At 69.9% G+C, this 19,204-nt stretch carries 14 protein-coding genes; 8 read left to right on the plus strand and 6 right to left on the minus strand.

The features are described 5' to 3' along the window. Window positions 1–7: 7 nt before the first annotated feature. Window positions 8–1,726 (minus strand): bifunctional protein-serine/threonine kinase/phosphatase, encoded by a 1,719-nt coding sequence (locus AC07Q9_RS16065; RefSeq protein ID WP_495310678.1) that lies wholly within the window; start codon window positions 1,724–1,726, stop codon window positions 8–10. Window positions 1,727–1,790: 64 nt separating this feature from the next. Here AC07Q9_RS16065 and nirB point away from each other — a divergent pair, with 64 nt between their 5' ends. The 5 genes from nirB to cobA are packed head-to-tail and all read left to right on the plus strand — an operon-like array spanning window position 1,791 to window position 9,230. Next, window positions 1,791–4,247 carry a nitrite reductase large subunit NirB gene (gene nirB / locus AC07Q9_RS16070; RefSeq protein WP_495310681.1) on the plus strand — a complete coding sequence of 819 codons (2,457 nt, stop codon included), beginning with the start codon at window positions 1,791–1,793 and terminating at the stop codon, window positions 4,245–4,247. Between the two features lie 24 nt (window positions 4,248–4,271). Then, entirely contained in the window at window positions 4,272–4,661 is a 390-nt protein-coding gene (nirD, locus tag AC07Q9_RS16075) for a nitrite reductase small subunit NirD (protein ID WP_495300879.1), read from the plus strand. A gap of 14 nt (window positions 4,662–4,675) precedes the next feature. Beyond that, window positions 4,676–7,474, plus strand: a complete 2,799-nt coding sequence (locus AC07Q9_RS16080) for a nitrate reductase (RefSeq protein WP_495310684.1) — start codon at window positions 4,676–4,678, stop codon at window positions 7,472–7,474. 47 nt (window positions 7,475–7,521) lie between these two features. Continuing rightward, a complete protein-coding gene (gene ybiB / locus AC07Q9_RS16085) occupies window positions 7,522–8,427 on the plus strand; it encodes a DNA-binding protein YbiB (RefSeq protein WP_495310686.1) in 906 nt (301 codons plus the stop codon). After that, a complete protein-coding gene (gene cobA / locus AC07Q9_RS16090; RefSeq protein ID WP_495310688.1) occupies window positions 8,424–9,230 on the plus strand; it encodes a uroporphyrinogen-III C-methyltransferase in 807 nt (268 codons plus the stop codon). Before ybiB ends, cobA begins: the two co-directional genes overlap by 4 nt. A gap of 11 nt (window positions 9,231–9,241) precedes the next feature. On the opposite strand, the gene AC07Q9_RS16095 is transcribed toward cobA, so the two are convergent. From AC07Q9_RS16095 to AC07Q9_RS16115, 5 genes are all read right to left on the minus strand, one after another. Then, window positions 9,242–9,574, minus strand: a complete 333-nt coding sequence (locus AC07Q9_RS16095; protein WP_495310690.1) for a copper-binding protein — start codon at window positions 9,572–9,574, stop codon at window positions 9,242–9,244. Beyond that, window positions 9,571–12,738, minus strand: coding sequence for an efflux RND transporter permease subunit (locus AC07Q9_RS16100; protein WP_495310692.1), 3,168 nt, complete (start codon window positions 12,736–12,738; stop codon window positions 9,571–9,573). The genes AC07Q9_RS16095 and AC07Q9_RS16100 overlap by 4 nt, the downstream gene beginning before the upstream one ends. Beyond that, window positions 12,735–14,234 (minus strand): efflux RND transporter periplasmic adaptor subunit, encoded by a 1,500-nt coding sequence (locus AC07Q9_RS16105; RefSeq protein WP_495310694.1) that lies wholly within the window; start codon window positions 14,232–14,234, stop codon window positions 12,735–12,737. Before AC07Q9_RS16105 ends, AC07Q9_RS16100 begins: the two co-directional genes overlap by 4 nt. Then, window positions 14,231–15,463 carry a TolC family protein gene (locus AC07Q9_RS16110; RefSeq protein ID WP_495310696.1) on the minus strand — a complete coding sequence of 411 codons (1,233 nt, stop codon included), beginning with the start codon at window positions 15,461–15,463 and terminating at the stop codon, window positions 14,231–14,233. The genes AC07Q9_RS16105 and AC07Q9_RS16110 overlap by 4 nt, the downstream gene beginning before the upstream one ends. A 76-nt stretch (window positions 15,464–15,539) precedes the next feature. Beyond that, complete coding sequence (locus AC07Q9_RS16115) at window positions 15,540–15,899, minus strand: hypothetical protein (RefSeq protein ID WP_495310699.1); 360 nt, start codon at window positions 15,897–15,899, stop codon at window positions 15,540–15,542. Between the two features lie 108 nt (window positions 15,900–16,007). Here AC07Q9_RS16115 and AC07Q9_RS16120 point away from each other — a divergent pair, with 108 nt between their 5' ends. Genes AC07Q9_RS16120 through AC07Q9_RS16130 form a run of 3 tightly spaced genes read left to right on the plus strand, consistent with a single transcriptional unit; the run spans window position 16,008 to window position 19,143 of the window. Continuing rightward, window positions 16,008–17,132: a sterol desaturase family protein gene (locus AC07Q9_RS16120; protein WP_159276074.1), complete on the plus strand. Its 1,125-nt coding sequence runs from the start codon at window positions 16,008–16,010 to the stop codon at window positions 17,130–17,132. Between the two features lie 2 nt (window positions 17,133–17,134). After that, complete coding sequence (locus tag AC07Q9_RS16125; RefSeq protein WP_495310701.1) at window positions 17,135–17,920, plus strand: YaeF family permuted papain-like enzyme; 786 nt, start codon at window positions 17,135–17,137, stop codon at window positions 17,918–17,920. Beyond that, window positions 17,917–19,143, plus strand: a complete 1,227-nt coding sequence (locus AC07Q9_RS16130; RefSeq protein ID WP_495310702.1) for a BaiN/RdsA family NAD(P)/FAD-dependent oxidoreductase — start codon at window positions 17,917–17,919, stop codon at window positions 19,141–19,143. The genes AC07Q9_RS16125 and AC07Q9_RS16130 overlap by 4 nt, the downstream gene beginning before the upstream one ends. Window positions 19,144–19,204 lie beyond the last annotated feature (61 nt).

A 19,204-nucleotide genomic window follows, 5' to 3' on the forward strand; every position in this document is an offset into this window, starting at 1 on the left:
CCCCCGCTCAACGTGGCAGGAACAAGAGCCACACGATGAGCAGCACGTTGAACAGCACCGACACGCCGAGCGCGAGCTGGTACAGCGCGAGCGGATCGCGGCGGATCAGCGGCGTGGCGGCGGGCGCGTTCACGGGGCGCGAGGCGCCGCGCTCCAGCGCGAGCAGCATCTCCTCGGCGGTCTCGAAGCGTTCGCGCGGATCGCGGGCCACGGCCTTGCGCACCAAATGGTCGAGCCACACGGGCACGTCGGGCCGCAGGCGCGAGAGCGCGACCGGGTCGCGCCGGTAGCGCGCCACCTGGTAAGGCTCGATCTCGCCGTAGGGCAGGTGCCCGCCGAGCCACTGGTAGAGCGTGGCGCCGAGCGCGAACAGGTCGCTGCCCGCATCGGCCACGCCGCCCTCTTCCCACTGCTCGGGGTTGATGTAGCTCGGCGTGCCCGCGTGCAGCTCGCGCTGCGCCGCGCCCTCGCGGCCCGAAATGGCCACGCCCAGGTCGAGGATGCGCCAGTGCCCGTCGTCGCCCCGGTGCAGGTTGCCGGGCTTGATGTCGCGGTGGACCACGCCGTGGCGGTGCAGCCGCCCGAGTGCGCGGCTCACCTCGATGGCCGCAGCGACCACCTCGGCCACGGTGCCGCGCGCACCGTCCTTGCGCATCTGCTCGAGCGTCCGGCCGCCGTGCCAGTCGAACACGATGTACAGCGCGCTGGCGTCGGGTGCGCGCTCGTGCACGCGCACGAAGCCGCCGCCCTGCCCCACGCGCTGCCCCAGCCAGGCCTCGTGCGCCAGCATCGCGCGCTCCTGCGGGTCGCCGGCGCGCGAGGGGTGCAGGGTCTTGAGCGCGACCAGCTCGCGCGTGACCGGATGGCGCGCCTGGTACAGCAGGTGCACGCCGGTGTCGGCCACCAGGCCGGTGACGACGTAGCCGTCGAGCACGTCGCCCACCTTGAGCCACGGGGGCGGCGCCAGGCGGCGGCCGTCGCCGAGTTCGTCGTCGAGCTGGCGCGCATCGAGCCCCACCACGCGGATCACCAGCGCGGTCGCGTTGTCGCGCGTGCCGGCGTCGAGCGCGGCCTGCACCAGCGCCTCGCTCGCGGCCTCGGCGTCGCCCTGCAGCGCGAGCGCGGCCACCTGCTGCGGCTTGAGCACGCCGTGCACGCCGTCGGTGCTGAGCACGAAGCAGTCACCCACGCGCACGTCGCCCTGCAGGTAGTCGACGCGCACCTGGTCGTCCAGGCCGATGGCGCGCGTGAGCCGGCTGCGCATGTCGGGGTGGTCGAAGGCGTGGTCCTGCGTGAGCAGCTGCGCGGGCTCGCCGTCGGCGCGCACGCGCCAGGCGCGCGTGTCGCCCACGTGGGCCAGCGTGTAGCTCTGGCCGTGCAGCACCAGCGCGGTGAGCGTGGTGAGCGCCGTGCCGGCACCCTCCTGTTTTCCCTGGCGCCGGCGGTTGTGATCGGCCAGCCAGCCGTTCTGCGCGCCGATCAGGCGGTCGAGCGCGGCGGTCGGCTCCCACGTCGCGGGCGTGGCGAAGTAGTCGGCCAGCAAACCCATCACCGTGGTCTGCGCCGCCTCGCGACCGCGTCCGCCGCTCGAGACCCCGTCGGCAATGGCCGCGATGAGCCCACGCGCCTCGTCGCCGGCCGGTGCATGCACCGTGCCGGCGAAGTCTTCGTTCGCGTCGCGCGGCCCGCGCTGGCTGCTGTAGCCGATGTCCACTTCAAAGCTCATGGCGCGATTCTGACCGCGCGCCACGGGCTGTCGTTCGCTTGATTTCCCTGAAAGGTCCAGCCCCATGAAGAAAATGAAACTCGTGATGGTCGGCAACGGCATGGCCGGCGTGCGCACGCTCGAAGAGCTGATCAAGATCGCGCCCGACCTGTACGACATCACCGTCTTCGGCGCCGAGCCGCACCCCAACTACAACCGCATCCTGCTGTCGCCCGTGCTCGCGGGCGAGCAGACGGTGGACGAGATCGTGCTCAACAGCTGGGAGTGGTACAGCGACAACCACATCACGCTGCACGCCGGCAAGAAGGTGGTCGAGGTCGACCGCGTCAAGCGCATCGCGCGCGCCGAAGACGGTACCGAGGCCGCCTACGACCGCCTGCTGATGTGCACCGGCTCCAACCCCTTCATGCTGCCCGTGCCCGGCAAGGACCTGAAGGGCGTGATCGCCTACCGCGACATCGCCGACACCGACTACATGATCGAGACCGCGCGCACCCACAAGAACGCGGTGGTCATCGGCGGCGGCCTGCTGGGCCTGGAAGCCGCCAACGGCCTGATGCTGCGCGGCATGACCGTGACGGTGGTGCACGTGATGCCCTGGCTCATGGAGCGCCAGCTCGACGACGTGGCGGGCAAGCTGCTGCAGAAATCGCTCGAAGACCGCGGCCTGAAGTTCCTCATGGGCGCGCAGACGCAGGACCTGGTCGGTGGCGACGATGGCCGAGTGAAGGCGATCCGCTTCAAGGACGGCACCGAGGTCGCGGCCGACCTCGTGGTCATGGCCGTGGGCATCCGCCCCAATGTCGATCTGGCCGAGAAGATGCGCCTGCACTGCAACCGCGGCATCGTGGTCACCGACACCATGCAGACCGTGACCGATGCGCGCATCTACTCGGTGGGCGAATGCGCGGCGCACCGCGGCATCGCCTACGGCCTGGTCGCGCCGCTGTTCGAGCAGGCCAAGGTGGCGGCCAACCACCTGGCGCAGTTCGGCATCGGCCGCTACCTGGGCTCGCTCACCTCCACCAAGCTGAAGGTGACGGGCATCGATCTGTTCAGCGCCGGCGAGTTCATGGGCGGCGAAGGCACCGAAGAGATCGTGATGAGCGACCCCTTCGGCGGCGTCTACAAGAAGCTGGTGCTCAAGGACGACAAGCTCATCGGCGCCTGCCTGTACGGCGACACGGTGGACGGCAGCTGGTACTTCAAGCTGCTGCGCGACGGGCGCAGCGTGCACGACATCCGCGACAAGCTGATGTTCGGCGAATCGAACATCGGCGACACCGGCCACGAGGGCCACAGCAAGGCCGCGAGCATGCCCGACGACGCCGAGGTCTGCGGCTGCAATGGTGTGAACAAGGGCACCATCTGCAAGGCCATCAAGGAAAAGGGCCTGTTCACGCTCGACGAGGTGAAGAAGCACACCAAGGCCAGCGCCAGCTGCGGCTCGTGCACCGGGCTGGTCGAGCAGATCCTGATGTTCACGGCCGGTGGCGACTACTCGGCCACGCCCAAGAAGAAAGCCGTGTGCGGCTGCACCGACATGAGCCACCAGGACGTGCGCGACGCCATCCGCAAGGAACACTGGCTCACGCACGCCGACGTGTACCGCGGCATGGGCTGGCGCACGCCCAACGGCTGCGCCACCTGCCGCCCGGCCGTCAACTACTACCTCATCAGCACCTGGCCGAAAGAAGCCAAGGACGATCCGCAGAGCCGCTTCATCAACGAGCGCAGCCACGCCAACATCCAGAAGGACGGCACCTACTCCGTCATTCCGCGCATGTGGGGCGGCCACACCACGCCCGACGAACTGCGGCGCATCGCGGATGCAGCGGACAAGTACAAGATCCCGACCGTCAAGGTCACGGGCGGCCAGCGCATCGACCTCTTGGGCGTGAAGAAGGAAGACCTGGAAGGCGTGTGGAAGGACATCGGCATGCCCAGCGGCTTTGCCTATGCCAAGTCGCTGCGCACGGTGAAGACCTGCGTGGGCAGCGAGTGGTGCCGCTTCGGCACGCAGGACAGCACGCAGATGGGCAAGGACCTGGAGCGCGCGCTGTGGGCCATGTACTCGCCGCACAAGGTCAAGCTGGCCGTGTCGGGCTGCCCGCGCAACTGCGCCGAGGCCGGCATCAAGGACGTGGGCGTGATCGGCGTCGACTCGGGCTGGGAGCTGTACGTGGGCGGCAACGGCGGCATCAAGACCGAGGTGGCGCAGTTCCTCGTGAAGGTGAAGACCAGCCAGGAAGTGATGGAGTTCACCGGCGCCTTCCTGCAGCTGTACCGCGAGGAAGGCTGGTACCTGGAGCGCACGGTGCACTACATCGGCCGCGTGGGCCTGGACTACGTGAAGAAGAAGATCCTCGACGACGCCGAAGGCCGCAAGGCGCTGTGGGAGCGGCTGCAGTTCGCGCTCGACGGCGAACCCGATCCGTGGTTCGAGTCGGCCCAGGCCTCGGTGGACGTGCGGCAGTTCGAGCCGGTAGCCATCGCCACCGACCTCGCCCCATCCGCCTGAAAAAGAGAAGAGAGGAAGAACCCCATGAGCGAATGGAAAGCCATCTGCCGCATCGACGACATCCCCGTGCTCGGTGCGCGCCGCGTGACGCGCCCTGAAGGTGTGGACGTTGCCGTGTTCCGCAACGCCGAAGACCAGGTCTTCGCACTGCTCGACCGCTGCCCGCACAAGGGCGGCCCGCTGAGCCAGGGCATCGTGTTCGGCACCAGCGTGGCCTGCCCGCTGCACAACTGGGCCATCGGGCTGGACGACGGCTGCGCCAAGTCGCCCGACGAAGGCTGCACGCCGAAGTTCGCGGTGCAGGTGACGGACGGCGTGGTGCATCTCGATGCACACGAACTGGCAACGCATGCCATCGACCTGCCCCGCCCCGTGGCCGGCCCGGCGCGCACCATCGCGCTCGTTTCCGCTTGAGACCGGCCGCGCCCATGAACGAAACGAAGTCCACCTGCCCCTACTGCGGCGTGGGCTGCGGTGTGATCATCGAATCCGACGGCGCGCAGATCACCGGCGTGCGCGGCGACCCCGACCACCCGGCCAACTTCGGGCGCCTGTGCAGCAAGGGCTCGACGCTGCACCTCACGGCCAGCGCGACCGTCACGCGCCAGACGCGGCTGCTGCAGCCGATGCAGCGTGCGGTGCGCGGCGAAGCGCCCGCGGTCGTCGGCTGGGATGCGGCGCTCGACTTCGCGGCCGGCAAATTCGCGCAAGTGGTGCGCGACCACGGCCCCGACGCGGTCGGCTTCTACGTGTCGGGCCAGCTGCTCACCGAGGACTACTACGTCTTCAACAAGCTGGCCAAGGGCCTGGTCGGCACCAACAACATCGACACCAACTCGCGCCTGTGCATGAGCAGCGCGGTGGCCGGCTACAAGCAGACGCTGGGCGCCGATGCGCCGCCGGCCTGCTACGACGACCTGAAGCATGCCGAGTGCCTGTTCATCGTGGGCAGCAACACGGCGTGGGCGCACCCCATCCTGTTCCGCCGCATCGAGGACGCGAAGGCCGCGAACCCGGCGCTGAAGATCGTCGTGGCCGACCCGCGCCGCACCGACACGGTCGAGATCGCCGACCTGTTCCTGCCGATCCAGCCCGGCACCGACGTGATGCTGTTCCACGGCATGCTGCACCTGATGCTGTGGGAAGGCTGGACCGACACCGCCTACATCGCGACCCGCACGAACGGCTTCGACGCGCTGAAGGCCACGGTGCGCGAGTGCACGCCCGACAAGGTCGCGCAGGTGTGCGGCATTCCGAAGGACGACCTGCTCGCGGCGGCGCGACTGTTCGCCACCTCGCCCGCCACCCTGAGCCTGTATTGCCAGGGCTTGAACCAGTCGTCCAGCGGCACGGCGAAGAACGCGGCGCTCATCAACCTGCACCTGGCCACGGGCCAGATCGGCAAGCCCGGCGCGGGCCCGTTCTCGCTCACCGGCCAGCCCAATGCGATGGGTGGGCGCGAGGTGGGCGGCCTGGCCAACCTGCTGAGCGCGCACCGCGACCTGGCCAACCCCGAGCACCGCGCCGAAGTGGCCGCGCTGTGGGGCGTGCCCTCGGTGCCCGAGAAGCCCGGCAAGACGGCCGTGGAGATGTTCCAGGCCGCGGCCGACGGCGAGATCCGCGCGCTGTGGATCGCCTGCACCAACCCCGCGCAGTCGATGCCCGACCAGGCCACGGTGCGCCGCGCGCTCGAACGCGCCGAGTTCGTCGTGGTGCAGGAAGCCTTCGCCACCACCGCCACCTGCGCCTTCGCCGACCTGCTGCTGCCCGCCACCACCTGGGGCGAGAAGGAAGGCACCGTGACCAACAGCGAGCGCCGCATCTCGCGCGTGCGCCCGGCTGTGCCGGCGCCGGGCGAGGCGCGCAACGACTGGTCGATCGCCGTGGCCTTCGCGCGCCGGCTCGAAGCGCAGCTGGGCCGCACCTTCACGCTGTTCCCGTACGAGAGCGCCGAGTCGGTCTGGAACGAGCACCGCGAATCCACGCGCGGGCGCGACCTGGACATCACCGGCCTGAGCTACGCGATGCTCGAGAGCGCCGGCCCGCAGCAATGGCCGCTGGAGGAAGGCGAGCGCACCGGCCGCGTGCGCCTGTACGAAGATGGCGTGTTCCCCACGCCCGACGGCCGCGCGCGCTTTGTCGACACGCCCTACAAACCCGTGGCCGAGGCGCGCGAGGCGCGCTACCCCTTCTCACTGAACACCGGCCGGCTGCGCGACCAGTGGCACGGCATGAGCCGCACCGGCACGGTCGGCAAGCTGTTCGGCCACGTGGCCGAGCCCGTGGTGCAGATGAACGCGCAGGACATGGCGCGCCGCCAGATCGGCGAGGGCGACCTGGTGCACCTCACGTCGAAGCGCGGCTCGATCCTGCTGCCGGCGCGCGCCAGCGCCGAGATCGGCCTGAGCCAGGCCTTCGTCGCCATGCACTGGGGCGAGGAGTACCTGAGCGGCTGCTCGTCGACCGGCGTGCGGCTCGCGGGCATCAATGCGCTCACCACGCCGGCCTACTGCCCGACTTCGAAGCAACCCGAGCTCAAGCACACGCCCGTGAAGATCCTCAAGGCCGAGCTGCCGTGGTCGCTGCTGGCCATGGCGTGGCTGCCCGCCGGCGACGCGCTCACGGCGCAGCGCGCGCTGCAGCCGCTGATGGCGCTGTTCCCCTTCGCCACCTGCGTGCCGTTCGGCGGCAATGCGCCCGGCGAAGAAGAACGCAGCGGCGTCCTGTTCCGCGCCGCCGCGCACGACGCACCCGACGCCGCGCTGGTCGGCCAGATCGAAGCCCTGCTGGGCCTGCAGACCACCGACACCCTGCGCTACGCCGACCACCGCCGCGGCCAGCGCCGCGCCGCGCGGCTGGTGCGCCGCGCCGACGGCAGCGCCGGGCTCGAGGCCTTCCTGCTGGGCGGCGACACCAGCGCCGAAGCCTGGATCGCCACCCTGCTGCGCGAGGAGCTGCCGGCCCAGAGCTACGGCCGCCTGCTGCTGTCGCCGGGCGCCCGCGCGCCGGTGGCCGTGCAGTCGCGCGGCAAGCCGGTGTGCGCCTGCTTCAACGTGACCGACCGCGCCATCGAGGCCGAGCTGCTGCGCTGCACCGGCAGCGCCGACGAACGGCTGGCAGCGCTGCAGGGGGCGCTGAAGTGCGGCACGAACTGCGGGTCGTGCGTGCCGGAGCTCAAGCGCATGGTGCGGGCCACCCCGGCCGAAGCACTGGCCGTGGGGGCATAAGCCGACTCACATTCCGGCATAAGCGTTGCGGGACAATCCGCCTACCCATGGGAATCAGCCACTACATCAAGGAAATCGGCCGCGGCGCGCGGGGCGCCCGTCCGCTCACGCGCGAGCAGGCCTGCGACCTGTTCGGCCAGGTGCTGGACGGCACGGTCACCGACCTGGAAATCGGCGGCTTCTGCCTGGCCATGCGCATCAAGGGCGAGACGCCCGAAGAGATGGCCGGCTTTCTCGACGCCACGCATGCGCGCCTGAACCCCGTGACGACCCGCAGCGGACCGCTGATCGTGCTGCCCAGCTACAACGGCGCGCGCAAGCTGCCGGTGCTCACGCCGCTCCTGGCGCTGCTGCTGGCGCGCGAGGGCCTGCCGGTGCTGGTGCACGGCAGCGCGAGCGAAACCTCGCGCGTACTGGCATCGAACGTGCTTTCAGCCCTGGACATGCCCCCGATGACCACGCTCACCCCGATCGCCGCCGGCCAGGTGGGCTTTGCCCCGACCGAGCTGCTGAACCCCGCGCTCAAGCGCCTGCTCGACGTGCGCCGCGTGGTGGGCCTGCGCAACCCCGGCCACAGCGTGGTCAAGCTGATGCGCCCGACCACCGGCCCCTGCGTGGTGGTGGCCAGCTACACGCACCCCGAATACGCGCGCACGATGGGCGAGACCTTCGAGCTCACGGGCATGACCGCCCTGCTCTCGCGCGGCCTCGAAGGCGAGGTGGTCTCCGACCCGCGCCGCACCGCGCAGATCGACGGCTTCGTGCGCGGCGTGCGCAGCGAACTCCAGGCCCAGGCCGCCGGCACCGCCGCCGACGTGCCCGGCCTGCCGAAAGAAATCGACGTCGCCACCACGGCCGCCTACACGCGGCGCGTGCTGGCCGGCGAGCTTCCCGTGCCCGAAGCCATCGCGACGCAAGTCAGGCACATCACCGAACTGGCCTCCCACGCATGAACACCCCCTCCACCCTCATCACCGGCCGCTGCACGCTGGTGGGCGCCGGCCCCGGCGACCCCGAGCTGCTGACCGTCAAGGCCGTCAAGGCCGTCAAGGCCGCCACGGTGCTGCTGGTCGACGACCTCGTGAACGACGCCGTGCTCCAGGCCTATGCCCGGCCCGGCGCGCGCATCGTGCACGTGGGCAAGCGCGGCGGCTGCAAGAGCACGCCGCAGGCGTTCATCGAGCGGCTCATGATCACGGCCGTGCGCGAAGGCGAGACGGTGGTGCGCCTGAAGGGCGGCGACCCGTTCATCTTCGGGCGCGGCGGCGAAGAGGTGGAACACCTGCGCGAGGCCGGCATCGAATGCGCGGTGGTCAACGGCATCACCGCCGGCCTGGCCGCCGTGACCTCGCTGGGCGTGCCGCTCACCCACCGCGACCATGCGCAGGGCGTGGTCTTCGTCACCGGCCACGCCAAGACCGGCGCGGGCGCGGCCGAAGACCCGACCGACTGGCGCGCGCTGGCCGCCACGGCGCACAACGCACGCCTCACGCTGGTGATCTACATGGGCGTCTCGGGCGCCGGCCACATCGAGCGCGAACTGCTGCACGGCCTGCCGGGCGACACGCCCGTGGCCGTGGTGCAGCACGCGAGCCTGCCGCACCAGCGCCACCTCGTGACCACGCTGCAGGGCCTGCAGGCGCGCATCGCCGACGCCGGGCTGGCCAGCCCGGCGGTGATCGTGGTGGGCGACGTGCTGCAGGGGTTGGCCGCGGCGGCGCTGCAGCCGGGCGACGCCGGCCGGTTCGGCACCTAGCCAGGCGCCTCTCAGCGCGCAGCTTCGAGGTACGTGACGGTCGGCTTGCCCTTCACCACCTCGACATGAAACCGGACCTTGTCGCCGGGCTTGACCTGTTCAAGCATCGGCTTCTCGGCCACATCGAAACCCATCGTCATCGGCGGCATCGCCAGGTTGGGGATGTCGCCGTGCTTCAACACGATCAGGCCGCGGGCCGGGTCGATCTTCTGGACCACCGCATCGGTCAGCATGCCCGGCGCGGACGCCTTCGCGGGCGGTGGCTCGCTCTTCGGCGCCTGGGCCTGGGCGGCACCGGCCAGGCCGGCGATCAGTGCGAAGGCAAGAGGATGGAGGATGTTCATGAAGTGGCTCCTTGATGGGATGGGGGGTTGGAAACAGCAGGCGACAAAGGGGCGCGGCGGCGCAGCAGATACCAGGCCGCGGGCACGACCAGCATGCTCAGCAGCGGCGCGGTGACCATGCCGCCCACCATGGGCGCGGCAATGCGGGTCATGACCTCCGAGCCGGTGCCGCTGCCCCACAGGATGGGCAGCAGGCCGGCCATCACGACGGCCACGGTCATGGCCTTGGGCCGCACGCGCAGCACGGCGCCTTCGCGGATCGCGGCCAGGAGCGTCTCGTCGTTCATCGGCTCGCCGGCATCGAGGCGCCGTGCCAGCGCGTTCTTCAGATAGACCAGCATCACCACGCCGAACTCGGCCGCCACGCCGGCCAGCGCGATGAAGCCCACCGCCGTCGCCACCGAGATCGAATGGCCCAGCGCCCAGATGAGCCAGAAGCCGCCGACGAGCGAGAACGGCACGGCCGCCATCACCAAGGCCGCATCGGTGAACGAGCGGAACAGCAGGTACAGCAACACGAAGATCACCGCCAGCGTGGCCGGCACGACCAGCTTCAGCCGCTCGGTCGCGCGCGCCAGGTACTCGAACTGGCCGGACCATGACACCGCGTAGCCCGCGGGCATCTTCACGGCCCGGTCGACCGCCGCCTGCATGTCGTGGACGGCGGAGCGCAGGTCGCGCCCGCGCACGTCGACGTAGACCCAGCCCGACAGCCGCGCGTTCTCGCTGCGCAGCATCGGCGGGCCGTCTTCGATGGTGATGCGCGCAACGTCACCCAGCAACAGCTGCGCGCCCTTGTCGGTCACGAAAGGCAGCTGCCGCAGCCGCTCCAGCGAATCGCGGATCTCGCGCGGATAGCGCACGTTGATCGGATAGCGCTCGCGGCCCTGGATCACTTCGCCGACGTTCTCCCCGCCGATGGCCGTGGACACGACGGCCTGCACATCGGCCACCGAGAGGCCGTAGCGCGCGGCCGCGAGCCGGTCGACATCGACGTCGATGTAGCGCCCGCCGGTGAGCCGTTCCGCCAGCGCCGACGACACGCCGGGCACGCCCTTCACCGCCGCCTCGATCTGCGTGGTCAGCGAATCGATCGTGGCCAGGTCCGCCCCCGCCACCTTGATGCCGACCGGGCTCTTGATGCCCGTGGCCAGCATGTCGATGCGGTTGCGGATGGGCGGCACCCACACGTTGCTCAGGCCCGGCACCTTGACGGCGCGGTCCAGTTCCTCGATCAGCCGGTCGGGTGTCATGCCGGCGCGCCACTCGCTCCTCGGCTTGAACTGGACCGTGGTCTCGAACATCTCGAGCGGCGCGGGGTCGGTCGCGGTGTCGGCGCGGCCGGCCTTGCCGAACACGCGCGCGACCTCGGGCACGGTCTTGATGAGGCGGTCGGTCTGCTGCAGCAGCTCGGCGGCCTTCGACACCGACAGCCCGGGCAGCGCCGAAGGCATGTAGAGCAGGTCGCCCTCGTCCAGCGGCGGCATGAACTCGCCGCCCAGGCGCATCAGCGGCACCACGGTCAGCGCCAGCAGCACCGCAGCAACGGCCAGCGTTCCCTTGGGAAAGCGCAGCACCAGCTCCAGCGCAGGCCGGTACACGGCCATCAGGCAGCGGTTCACGGGATTGGCGCCTTCGTGCGGAATGCGGCCGCGCACCAGGTAGCCCATGAGCACGGGGATCAGCGTGACCGACAGCCCCGCCGCAGCCGCCATCGCGTAGGTCTTGGTGAAGGCCAGCGGCGAGAACAGCCGCCCTTCCTGCGCCTCGAGCGAGAACACGGGCACGAAGGACAGCGTGATCACCAGCAGCGAGAAGAACAGCGCCGGCCCGACCTCCACCGACGCGTCGGTGACGAGCCGCCATCGCTCGACCACCGTGGGCTGCCGGCCCTGCTCTGTCTCGAAGGCCTCGATGTGCTTGTGCACGTTCTCGACCATCACGATGGCGCCGTCCACCATCGCCCCGATGGCGATCGCGATGCCGCCCAGCGACATGATGTTGGCGTTGACGCCCTGCCAGTGCATCACGATGAAGGCCGCCAGCACGCCGATCGGCAAGGCCACCACGGCCACCAGCGCCGAGCGCAGGTGGAACAGGAAGACCGCGCAGACCAGCGCCACCACGATGAACTCCTCGATCAGCTTGCCGCGCAGGTTGTCGACGGCGCGGTCGATCAGCAGCGAGCGGTCGTAGGTCGGCACGATCTCGACGCCCGGCGGCAGGCCGGGTTGGAGGGCATCGAGCTTGGCCTTGACGGCCTCGATGGTGGAGCGCGCGTTCTTGCCCGAGCGCATGACGATCACGCCGCCGGCCACTTCGCCTTCGCCGTCGAGTTCGGCGATGCCGCGGCGCATCTCGGGGCCGATCTGCACGGTGGCCACATCGCGCAGCAGCACCGGCGTGGCGCCCGTCACGGCCAGCGGGATGGTGCGGAAGTCGTCCAGCGAACGCAGGTAGCCGCGCGAACGCACCATGTACTCGGCCTCGGCAAGTTCGACGACCGAGCCGCCCGAGGCCTGGTTGGCTTTCTGCAGCGCCGCAACGACCATCGACTGCGTGATGCCCAGCGCGCGCATGCGGTCGGGGTCGAGCACCACCTGGTACTGGCGCACCATGCCGCCGATGCTGGCGACCTCGGCCACGTCGGGCACGGTCTTGAGCTCGAACTTGAGGAACCAGTCGTTCAGCGCGCGCAGCTGCCCGATGTCGCGCGTGCCCGTGCGGTCGACCAGCGCGTACTCGTAGACCCAGCCCACGCCCGTGGCATCGGGGCCCAGCGAGGCGTTCGCGCCCGCGGGCAGCCTGCCCTGCACCTGGTTCAGGTACTCGACGACGCGCGAGCGCGCCCAGTACGGGTCGGTCTTGTCGTCGAACAGCACGTAGACGAACGAGTCGCCGAAGAACGAGTAGCCGCGCACGGTCTTGGCACCGGGCACGCTGAGCATGGTGGTGGTCAGCGGGTAGGTGACGAGGTCTTCGACCACCTGGGGCGCCTTGCCGGGGAAAGGCGTGCGGATGATGACCTGCGTGTCCGACAGATCGGGCAGCGCATCGAGCGGCGTGCGCACCACCGACCACCACCCCGCGGCCACCAGGAACAAGGTCGCGATCAGCACCAGGAAGCGGTTGCCAATCGACCAGCGGATGACGGCGGCGATCATCGCTTGGCGCCCGCTTGCATGCGCTGGACGGAGACCAGCTCGTAGCCGGTGGGGCCGCCTTCCTTGAACTCGAAGCGGACCAGGTCGCCGGGCTGGATGTCCGGGAACGCCTCGGGCGATGCCTTCGCAAAGCCCATCGTCATCGGCGGCCACTTGAGCGTGGCGACGGGGCCGTGCGAGATCGTAAGACCGTCGGGGGCCACGCTTTCGACCTTGCCTTCGGCCTGGTGCAGCACGGCGGCCGGCGCTGCGGCCGTGGCCGTGGCCGCAGGCGATGTCATGCTGCCCAGCGCCGAACGCAGCCGGGCCTCCGAGTCGATGAGGAACTGGCCGCTGGCCACCACCTGCTCGCCTTCATTCAGGCCGGAGATGACTTCGGTGTCGTCGCCCAGGTCCGCACCAGTCGACACGTCGCGCGGCTCGAACGCGCCGTCGGCCTTGCGCACGATGACGACCGCGCGCTTGCCGGTGCGGATGACGGCTTCGGACGGCACGACCAGCCGGGTGCTGGCGGGCCCCGCCACCTGCAGGCGCAGCAGCATGCCGGGCGTGAGCTTTCCGTTCCTGTTGTCGACTTCGAAGCGGGCCTTCAGGGTGCGGGTGGCGGCGTTGACCTCGGGCAGGATCTCGTCGAGCGTGCCGTCGAACGATTGGGCAGCATCGGCCTGGAGGACCGTCTTGACCTTCTGGCCGCGTGCGAGCCGCACGGCCTGCGCTTCCGGGATCTCGGCCACCGCCCAGACCTTCTCCAGGCCCGCGATACGGAACAGCGTCATGCCGGGCGTGACCGCGACGCCTTCGCGCACGCCCAGCTCGGCCACCACGCCGTCGGACGGCGCGGTGAGCACGTAGCGCGCCTGCGCCGTGCCGGTCTCCTCGCTGCGGCGGATGAGCTCGGCGGGGATGGACAGGGCCCGCATGCGATCACGCGCCGCTGCGACGAGGTCGGCGGGAACGCCTGATTTCTTGAGGGCCAGCCATTCGTTCTGCGGGCCCAGCCATTCAGGCGCGAAGACCGTCGCCAGCGCCTGCCCCTTGCGCACGCGCTCCATCGGCGCGCGGACCGACAGGCGCTCGACGTAGCCCGCCACGCGCGTCTGCACGACGACGTTGAGCCGCTCGTCGAACTGCACGGCGCCGACGGCATCGAAAGACGCGGAGACTTCCGCGCGCCGCACGCCGGCATACCGGATACCGAGGTTCTGCTGGACCGTGGGGCTCACCTGCACGCCGCCCGCACTGCCCGTGCCGGTGGCGCTGTCGGCGTACATGGGCACCAGCTGCATGTCCATGAAGGGCGACTTGCCGGGCTTGTCGAAGCGCGGGCCCGGCATCATGGGGTCGTGCCAGTAGAGGACCTTGCGGCCGTCCGGGGTGGACGGCGTGATCGCCGGCGCCTCCGTGGAGGGGGCGGTCGTGCGCCCCAGGTAGAAGGCGCCTGCTGCGAGCAACAGGGCGGCCAGCAGCGCTGCGCCGATCGTGCGTGTGCGGTTCATGGGGCCCCCTCGATGGTGAGCGGCCGGAAGGCCAGTTGGACGTGGGTTCTGGCCAGGTCGCGCTGCAGCGCCAGCAGCTTGCGCTGCGCTTCGACTTCGGCATGGCGCGCCTCGAACAGCGTGACGAGGCTGCCCTGGTTGGAGCGGTAGGCCGCCGTTGCGGCTGCCGTTCTCTGGCCGGCCGGAACGACCACGCCCGTGCGGTAGCGGTCGATGCGTTGCTGCAGGCGTTGCGCATCGCTGCGCAGCGCCTGGTACTCGGCGGTCGCGGCCCGGGTGGCTTCGGCCAGGTCGGCCTCGGCTTTCTCGACCAAGGCCAGCTTGGCGGCGGTGTCCCTGTCCTGCCGCTCACCGGGGGCGATGGGCAGCGGAATGCTCAGGCCCACCGACACCATGTCGGCGTAGCCGGTGCGCTGGCCATAGGCGAGTTCCCAGGTCCAGTTCGGCTTGCGGTTGGACGCGGTGACGGCCGCCGTCTGCCCGGCCACGTCGACATCGCGCTGCAGGGCCGCGACCGTGGGGTGCGCGGCCACGTAGGCGGCTTCGGAGGGCACGGCGATGGCGCCCGGAGACCGCAGTTCGTCGGGCGGCACGCCGACCCAGCGCTGGAAGACGACGCTGGCGGCTTCCTGCTGCTGCAGGAGGTCGGCCGTCTCGTCTTCCGCGATGCCTCTGGCGCCGGCCAGCGCCAGCACGTCCTGGCTGCTCCCCGCGGCCGACGACAGGCGTGCGCGCGAGGCCTCCAGTTCTTCATGCGCATGGTGTTCCATGCGCCGCGCGAGCGTGACGCTCTCGCCGGCGTAGAAGGCGTCCACGTAGGCGAGCGCGGCCTGCCGGCGGGTGTCGGCCACGGCGGCCTGCACCCGCACCGCCTCCAGGCCGACCGACGCCTCGGCGGCGGCCTGCCGCGCGGCGCGCTTGTCGGCGGACAGCCATTCCTGGCTGAGGCCGATGCGCTTCATCGTCATCGCATCGCGCGTGGTGTGGAAACGGTCCGCACCCGTCGCGGGCAGGTTGTCGACGCCGATGCGCAGCGTGGGGTCGGGAAGCTGCGGGGCCGCGGAGGCCGCCGCCGAGGCGCTGGCGACGCCGGCACGGGCGGCGCGGGTGGCTTCGGAGCGTTGCGTCGCCCGCTGAAGCGCGTCCTCCAGGGACAGGGGGGCCGCCGTCGCCAGGTACGGCAGCAGCGCGGCAGCCCATGCGGCCGCGCGCGAAAAGGAAATGAACATGAAAACTCCGCAAACGAACGAGCGAATCGCTGGCAAGCGGACGCGCCGCACCAGCACCGGTCAGTCGACGGAGGGGTCAGACGCGCAGTCGGCGCGTGGCGAGAAAAACGGGGTCGGGTGGTGGATGCTGCCGCTCCGGCACGGCCTGCGGCGGAAGGGCATGGCCTTCCGACACCAGCACCAGGGGCATCACCACGAGCTGCACGATGGCCGGCAGCGAGGGCGTGGTCAGCTTCACCGGCTCGAAGGACAGCGACAGGTCGGCGGCGTGCTGGAAGCACAGCACCGGTTGGGCCATGTCCATGCCTTCGCAGGGCTCGCCCGACGCCATCCTCTCGGCCATCGACCCCGGGCTGTCCGAGGCGCCGGGGCAGACATAGCCTGCCAGCGCCAGCTGCGAGAACAGCAGCGACAGGACCACGAACAACGCGGTCATGCAGCGACGGAGGGAGCGGCGGGCCATGAGGAGGCGCAGTGTAGCGCCGCCGCCCGGGCGCCGCCTAAAATCCCGCCCGGCCCAACGAACAAGAAGGAAGAGGCAGGGATGCTCGACAAACTCAACGAATTCACCGAAAGCCACGGCGAGCTGCGCCGCGGGCGCGGGCTGGTCACGGGCACCATCGCCTTCAGCCTCGCCGCCCTGTGCTTCCTGGGCGTGCTGGCCTTCCACTTCCCGCAGTATCTGACGACGCCCGAGCTGCGCAAGAGCTACAACGTCGACGTGATGCGCGTCATCTTGCTCACGGCGCTGGTCATTGCCGGCGGGCTCTCGCTGGTCAACATCATCTTCAACCGCTCGCGCTGGCTCTCGTCGGCCGCGTTCCTGCTGGTGGTGGTGTCGGCGCTGCTGGGCGGGCACAAGGTGCCGGTGCACGACTTCGCGGACCACACGCCGTACATCGGGCTCGATTGGTTCATCCTCGACCTCTTGGGCTCGTCGCTGATCTTCATCTTCATCGAAAAGCTCTTTGCGCTGCGCAAAGATCAACCCGTGTTCCGCGAAGAGTGGCAGACCGACTTTCATCACTTCGTGGTGAACCACATGATCGTGGGCTTCGTGCTGCTGGCCACCAACCTCATGGTGCACAAGCTCTTCGGCTGGGCCGCCAACGACGGCATCCGCGGCTGGGTGAGCAACCTGCCGTTCTGGGCGGGCATTTTGCTGATCATCCTGGTGGCCGACCTCGTGCAGTACTGGACGCACCGCGCGTACCACGAGGTGCCGGTGCTGTGGCGCCTGCACGCCGTGCACCACAGCGTGAAGAGCATGGACTGGATGGCGGGCTCGCGCCAGCACATCCTGGAGCTGCTGATCACGCGCACGCTGGTGCTCGCGCCGATCTACGTGCTGGGCTTCAGCAAGGACGTGATCGATGCCTACATCGTGGTGGTCGGCTTCCAGGCGGTGTTCAACCACTGCAACGTGAGCGTGCGCCTGGGGCCGCTGCGCTACCTGATCGTGACGCCCAACTTCCACCACTGGCACCACAGCCAGGACATCGAGGCGCTCGACAAGAACTACGCGGCGCACTACGCCTTCCTCGACTACCTCTTCGGCACCGCGGTGAAGAGCACCAAGCTCTGGCCCGAGAAGTACGGCGTGCTGGGCGACTACGTGCCCAACGGCTTCTTCAAGCAACTGAAGTTCCCGTTCGTCTGGAAGGGATGACCATGGCCTCCCTTCTTCGCGCTGCGGCGCTCGCCGCGGCGCTGCCGCTCCTGCTCTCGGCCTGCGCCACGCGCATCGAGATGCCTTCCGAAACTTCGGGCCTGCGCCTGCGCGTGCAAAGCTCGGTGATCGCTCCCGGCAACGGCGGCGAGCTGATCGTCGCCGACGTGCTTGAGCCCGGCGACATCCTGCTGACCTCGATCGCCACGGTGAACTCCTTCGGCATCCGCCTGGGCACCTTCTCGCCAGTGAGCCACGCCGTGCTGTACCTGGGCGACGGGCAGATCGCCGAGGCCGTGGGCACCGGCGTGCGCGCCCGGCCGCTGGCCGAGGTGGTCGACGAAGAGCAGATGGTCGTGGCCTTTCGCGTGCCGGGCCTCGAACCGGCCCACATCGAGAAGATGCGCGACTGGGCGAATTCCAAGGTCGGCACCCGCTACAACACGGCCGGCGTGCTGCTGAACGCGCCCTTCGTGCTGAACCGCCGGCTGTGCGAGCTGCCGCTGATTCCTTCGGCCGTCAGCGCGTACTGCATCAGCGGCATGGCGATGGTGCAGCTCGGCGCCAGCCGCAACGACCAGTTCTTCTGCTCGCAGTTCGTGCTGGAGGCCTACCGCCAGGCCGGTGCGCCGATCACCGACGCAGACCCGCGCTGGGTGAGCCCGGCCGACCTGCTCCACATGCGCGAGGGCGACGTGCCCTCGATTGCCGCCACGCAGCCGCTGCGCTACGTGGGCCACCTCAAATACAACCCGCCGCCGGTGCTGGCGGCGGACGGACCCGCTTGAGCTCTCCTTCTTCTTCCCCTCCTTCTTCTTCCTTTGACGTCGTTGTCGTCGGTGCCGGCGCCGCCGGTCTCTTGTGTGCCGCGCTGGCAGGCCAGCGCGGCCTGCGCGTGCTGCTGGTCGACCACAGCGAGAAGGTCGGCGAAAAGATCCGCATCTCGGGCGGCGGCCGCGCCAACTTCACCAACCGCGACCTCGACGTGCGCGCCCCGCAGCGCCATTTCGTGGGCGACAACCCGAATTTCTGCCGCTCGGCGCTGTCGCGCTACGCGCCGCAGCAGTTCATCGACATGGTGCAGCGCCACGGCATCGCGTACCACGAGAAGCACAAGGGCCAGCTGTTCTGCGACGGCTCCTCGCAGCAGATCGTCGACATGCTGCTGGCCGAGTGCGCCGCCGGCAACGTCGAGCGCTGGCAGCCGTGCAAGCTCGGCGACATCGCCTTTGTCGACGGACGCTACCAAATCAGTAGCACGCGCGGTCCGATCGACACGCCCAAGCTCGTGGTGGCGACCGGCGGCTTGTCGATTCCCCAAATTGGTGCAAGCGACTTCGGCTACCGGCTCGCCGAGCAGTTCGGCCTGCGGCTGGTCACGCCGCGTCCGGCGCTGGTGCCGCTGACCTTCGGCGGCGACGCCTGGGCGCCCTACGCCAGCCTGGCCGGGCTGGCGCTGCCGGTGCGCATCGAGACCGGCGGCAAGAAGGACAAGATGGCCTTCCTGGAAGACCTGCTGTTCACCCACCGCGGCCTGTCGGGCCCGGCGGTGCTGCAGATTTCGAGCTACTGGAAGCCCGGCGCCCCGCTGACGCTGGACTTTGCGCCCGGCATGGACGTGGCCGAGTCGCTGACCGACGCCAAACGGCGCTCGAAGAAACGCATCGCCAACGAGCTGGCCGCGCTGGTGCCCTCGCGGCTGGCCGACGCCTGGGTCGGCGAAGACCCGGCCCTGCAGCGCCCGGTCAACGAGGCCACCGACAAGGCGCTGGCGGCACTGTCCGAGCGCATCGCCCGCTGGCAGATCACCCCCAGCGGCACCGAGGGCTACAAGAAGGCCGAGGTGACGGCAGGCGGCGTCGACACCCGCGATTTGTCGTCCCAGACCATGGAATCGAAGCAGCCGGGCCTGTATTTCATCGGCGAAGTGGTCGACGTGACCGGCTGGTTGGGCGGATACAACTTCCAATGGGCGTGGGCGAGCGCACACGCATGTGCAACCGCGCTATAATCGCGGGCTAACTCTGGCCTTCCCTCAACGGCCGCAAAAAGTTTTCAGTTGAGGAACCCCG

Source organism: Variovorax sp. GW821-FHT09A10 (genome assembly GCF_059418385.1).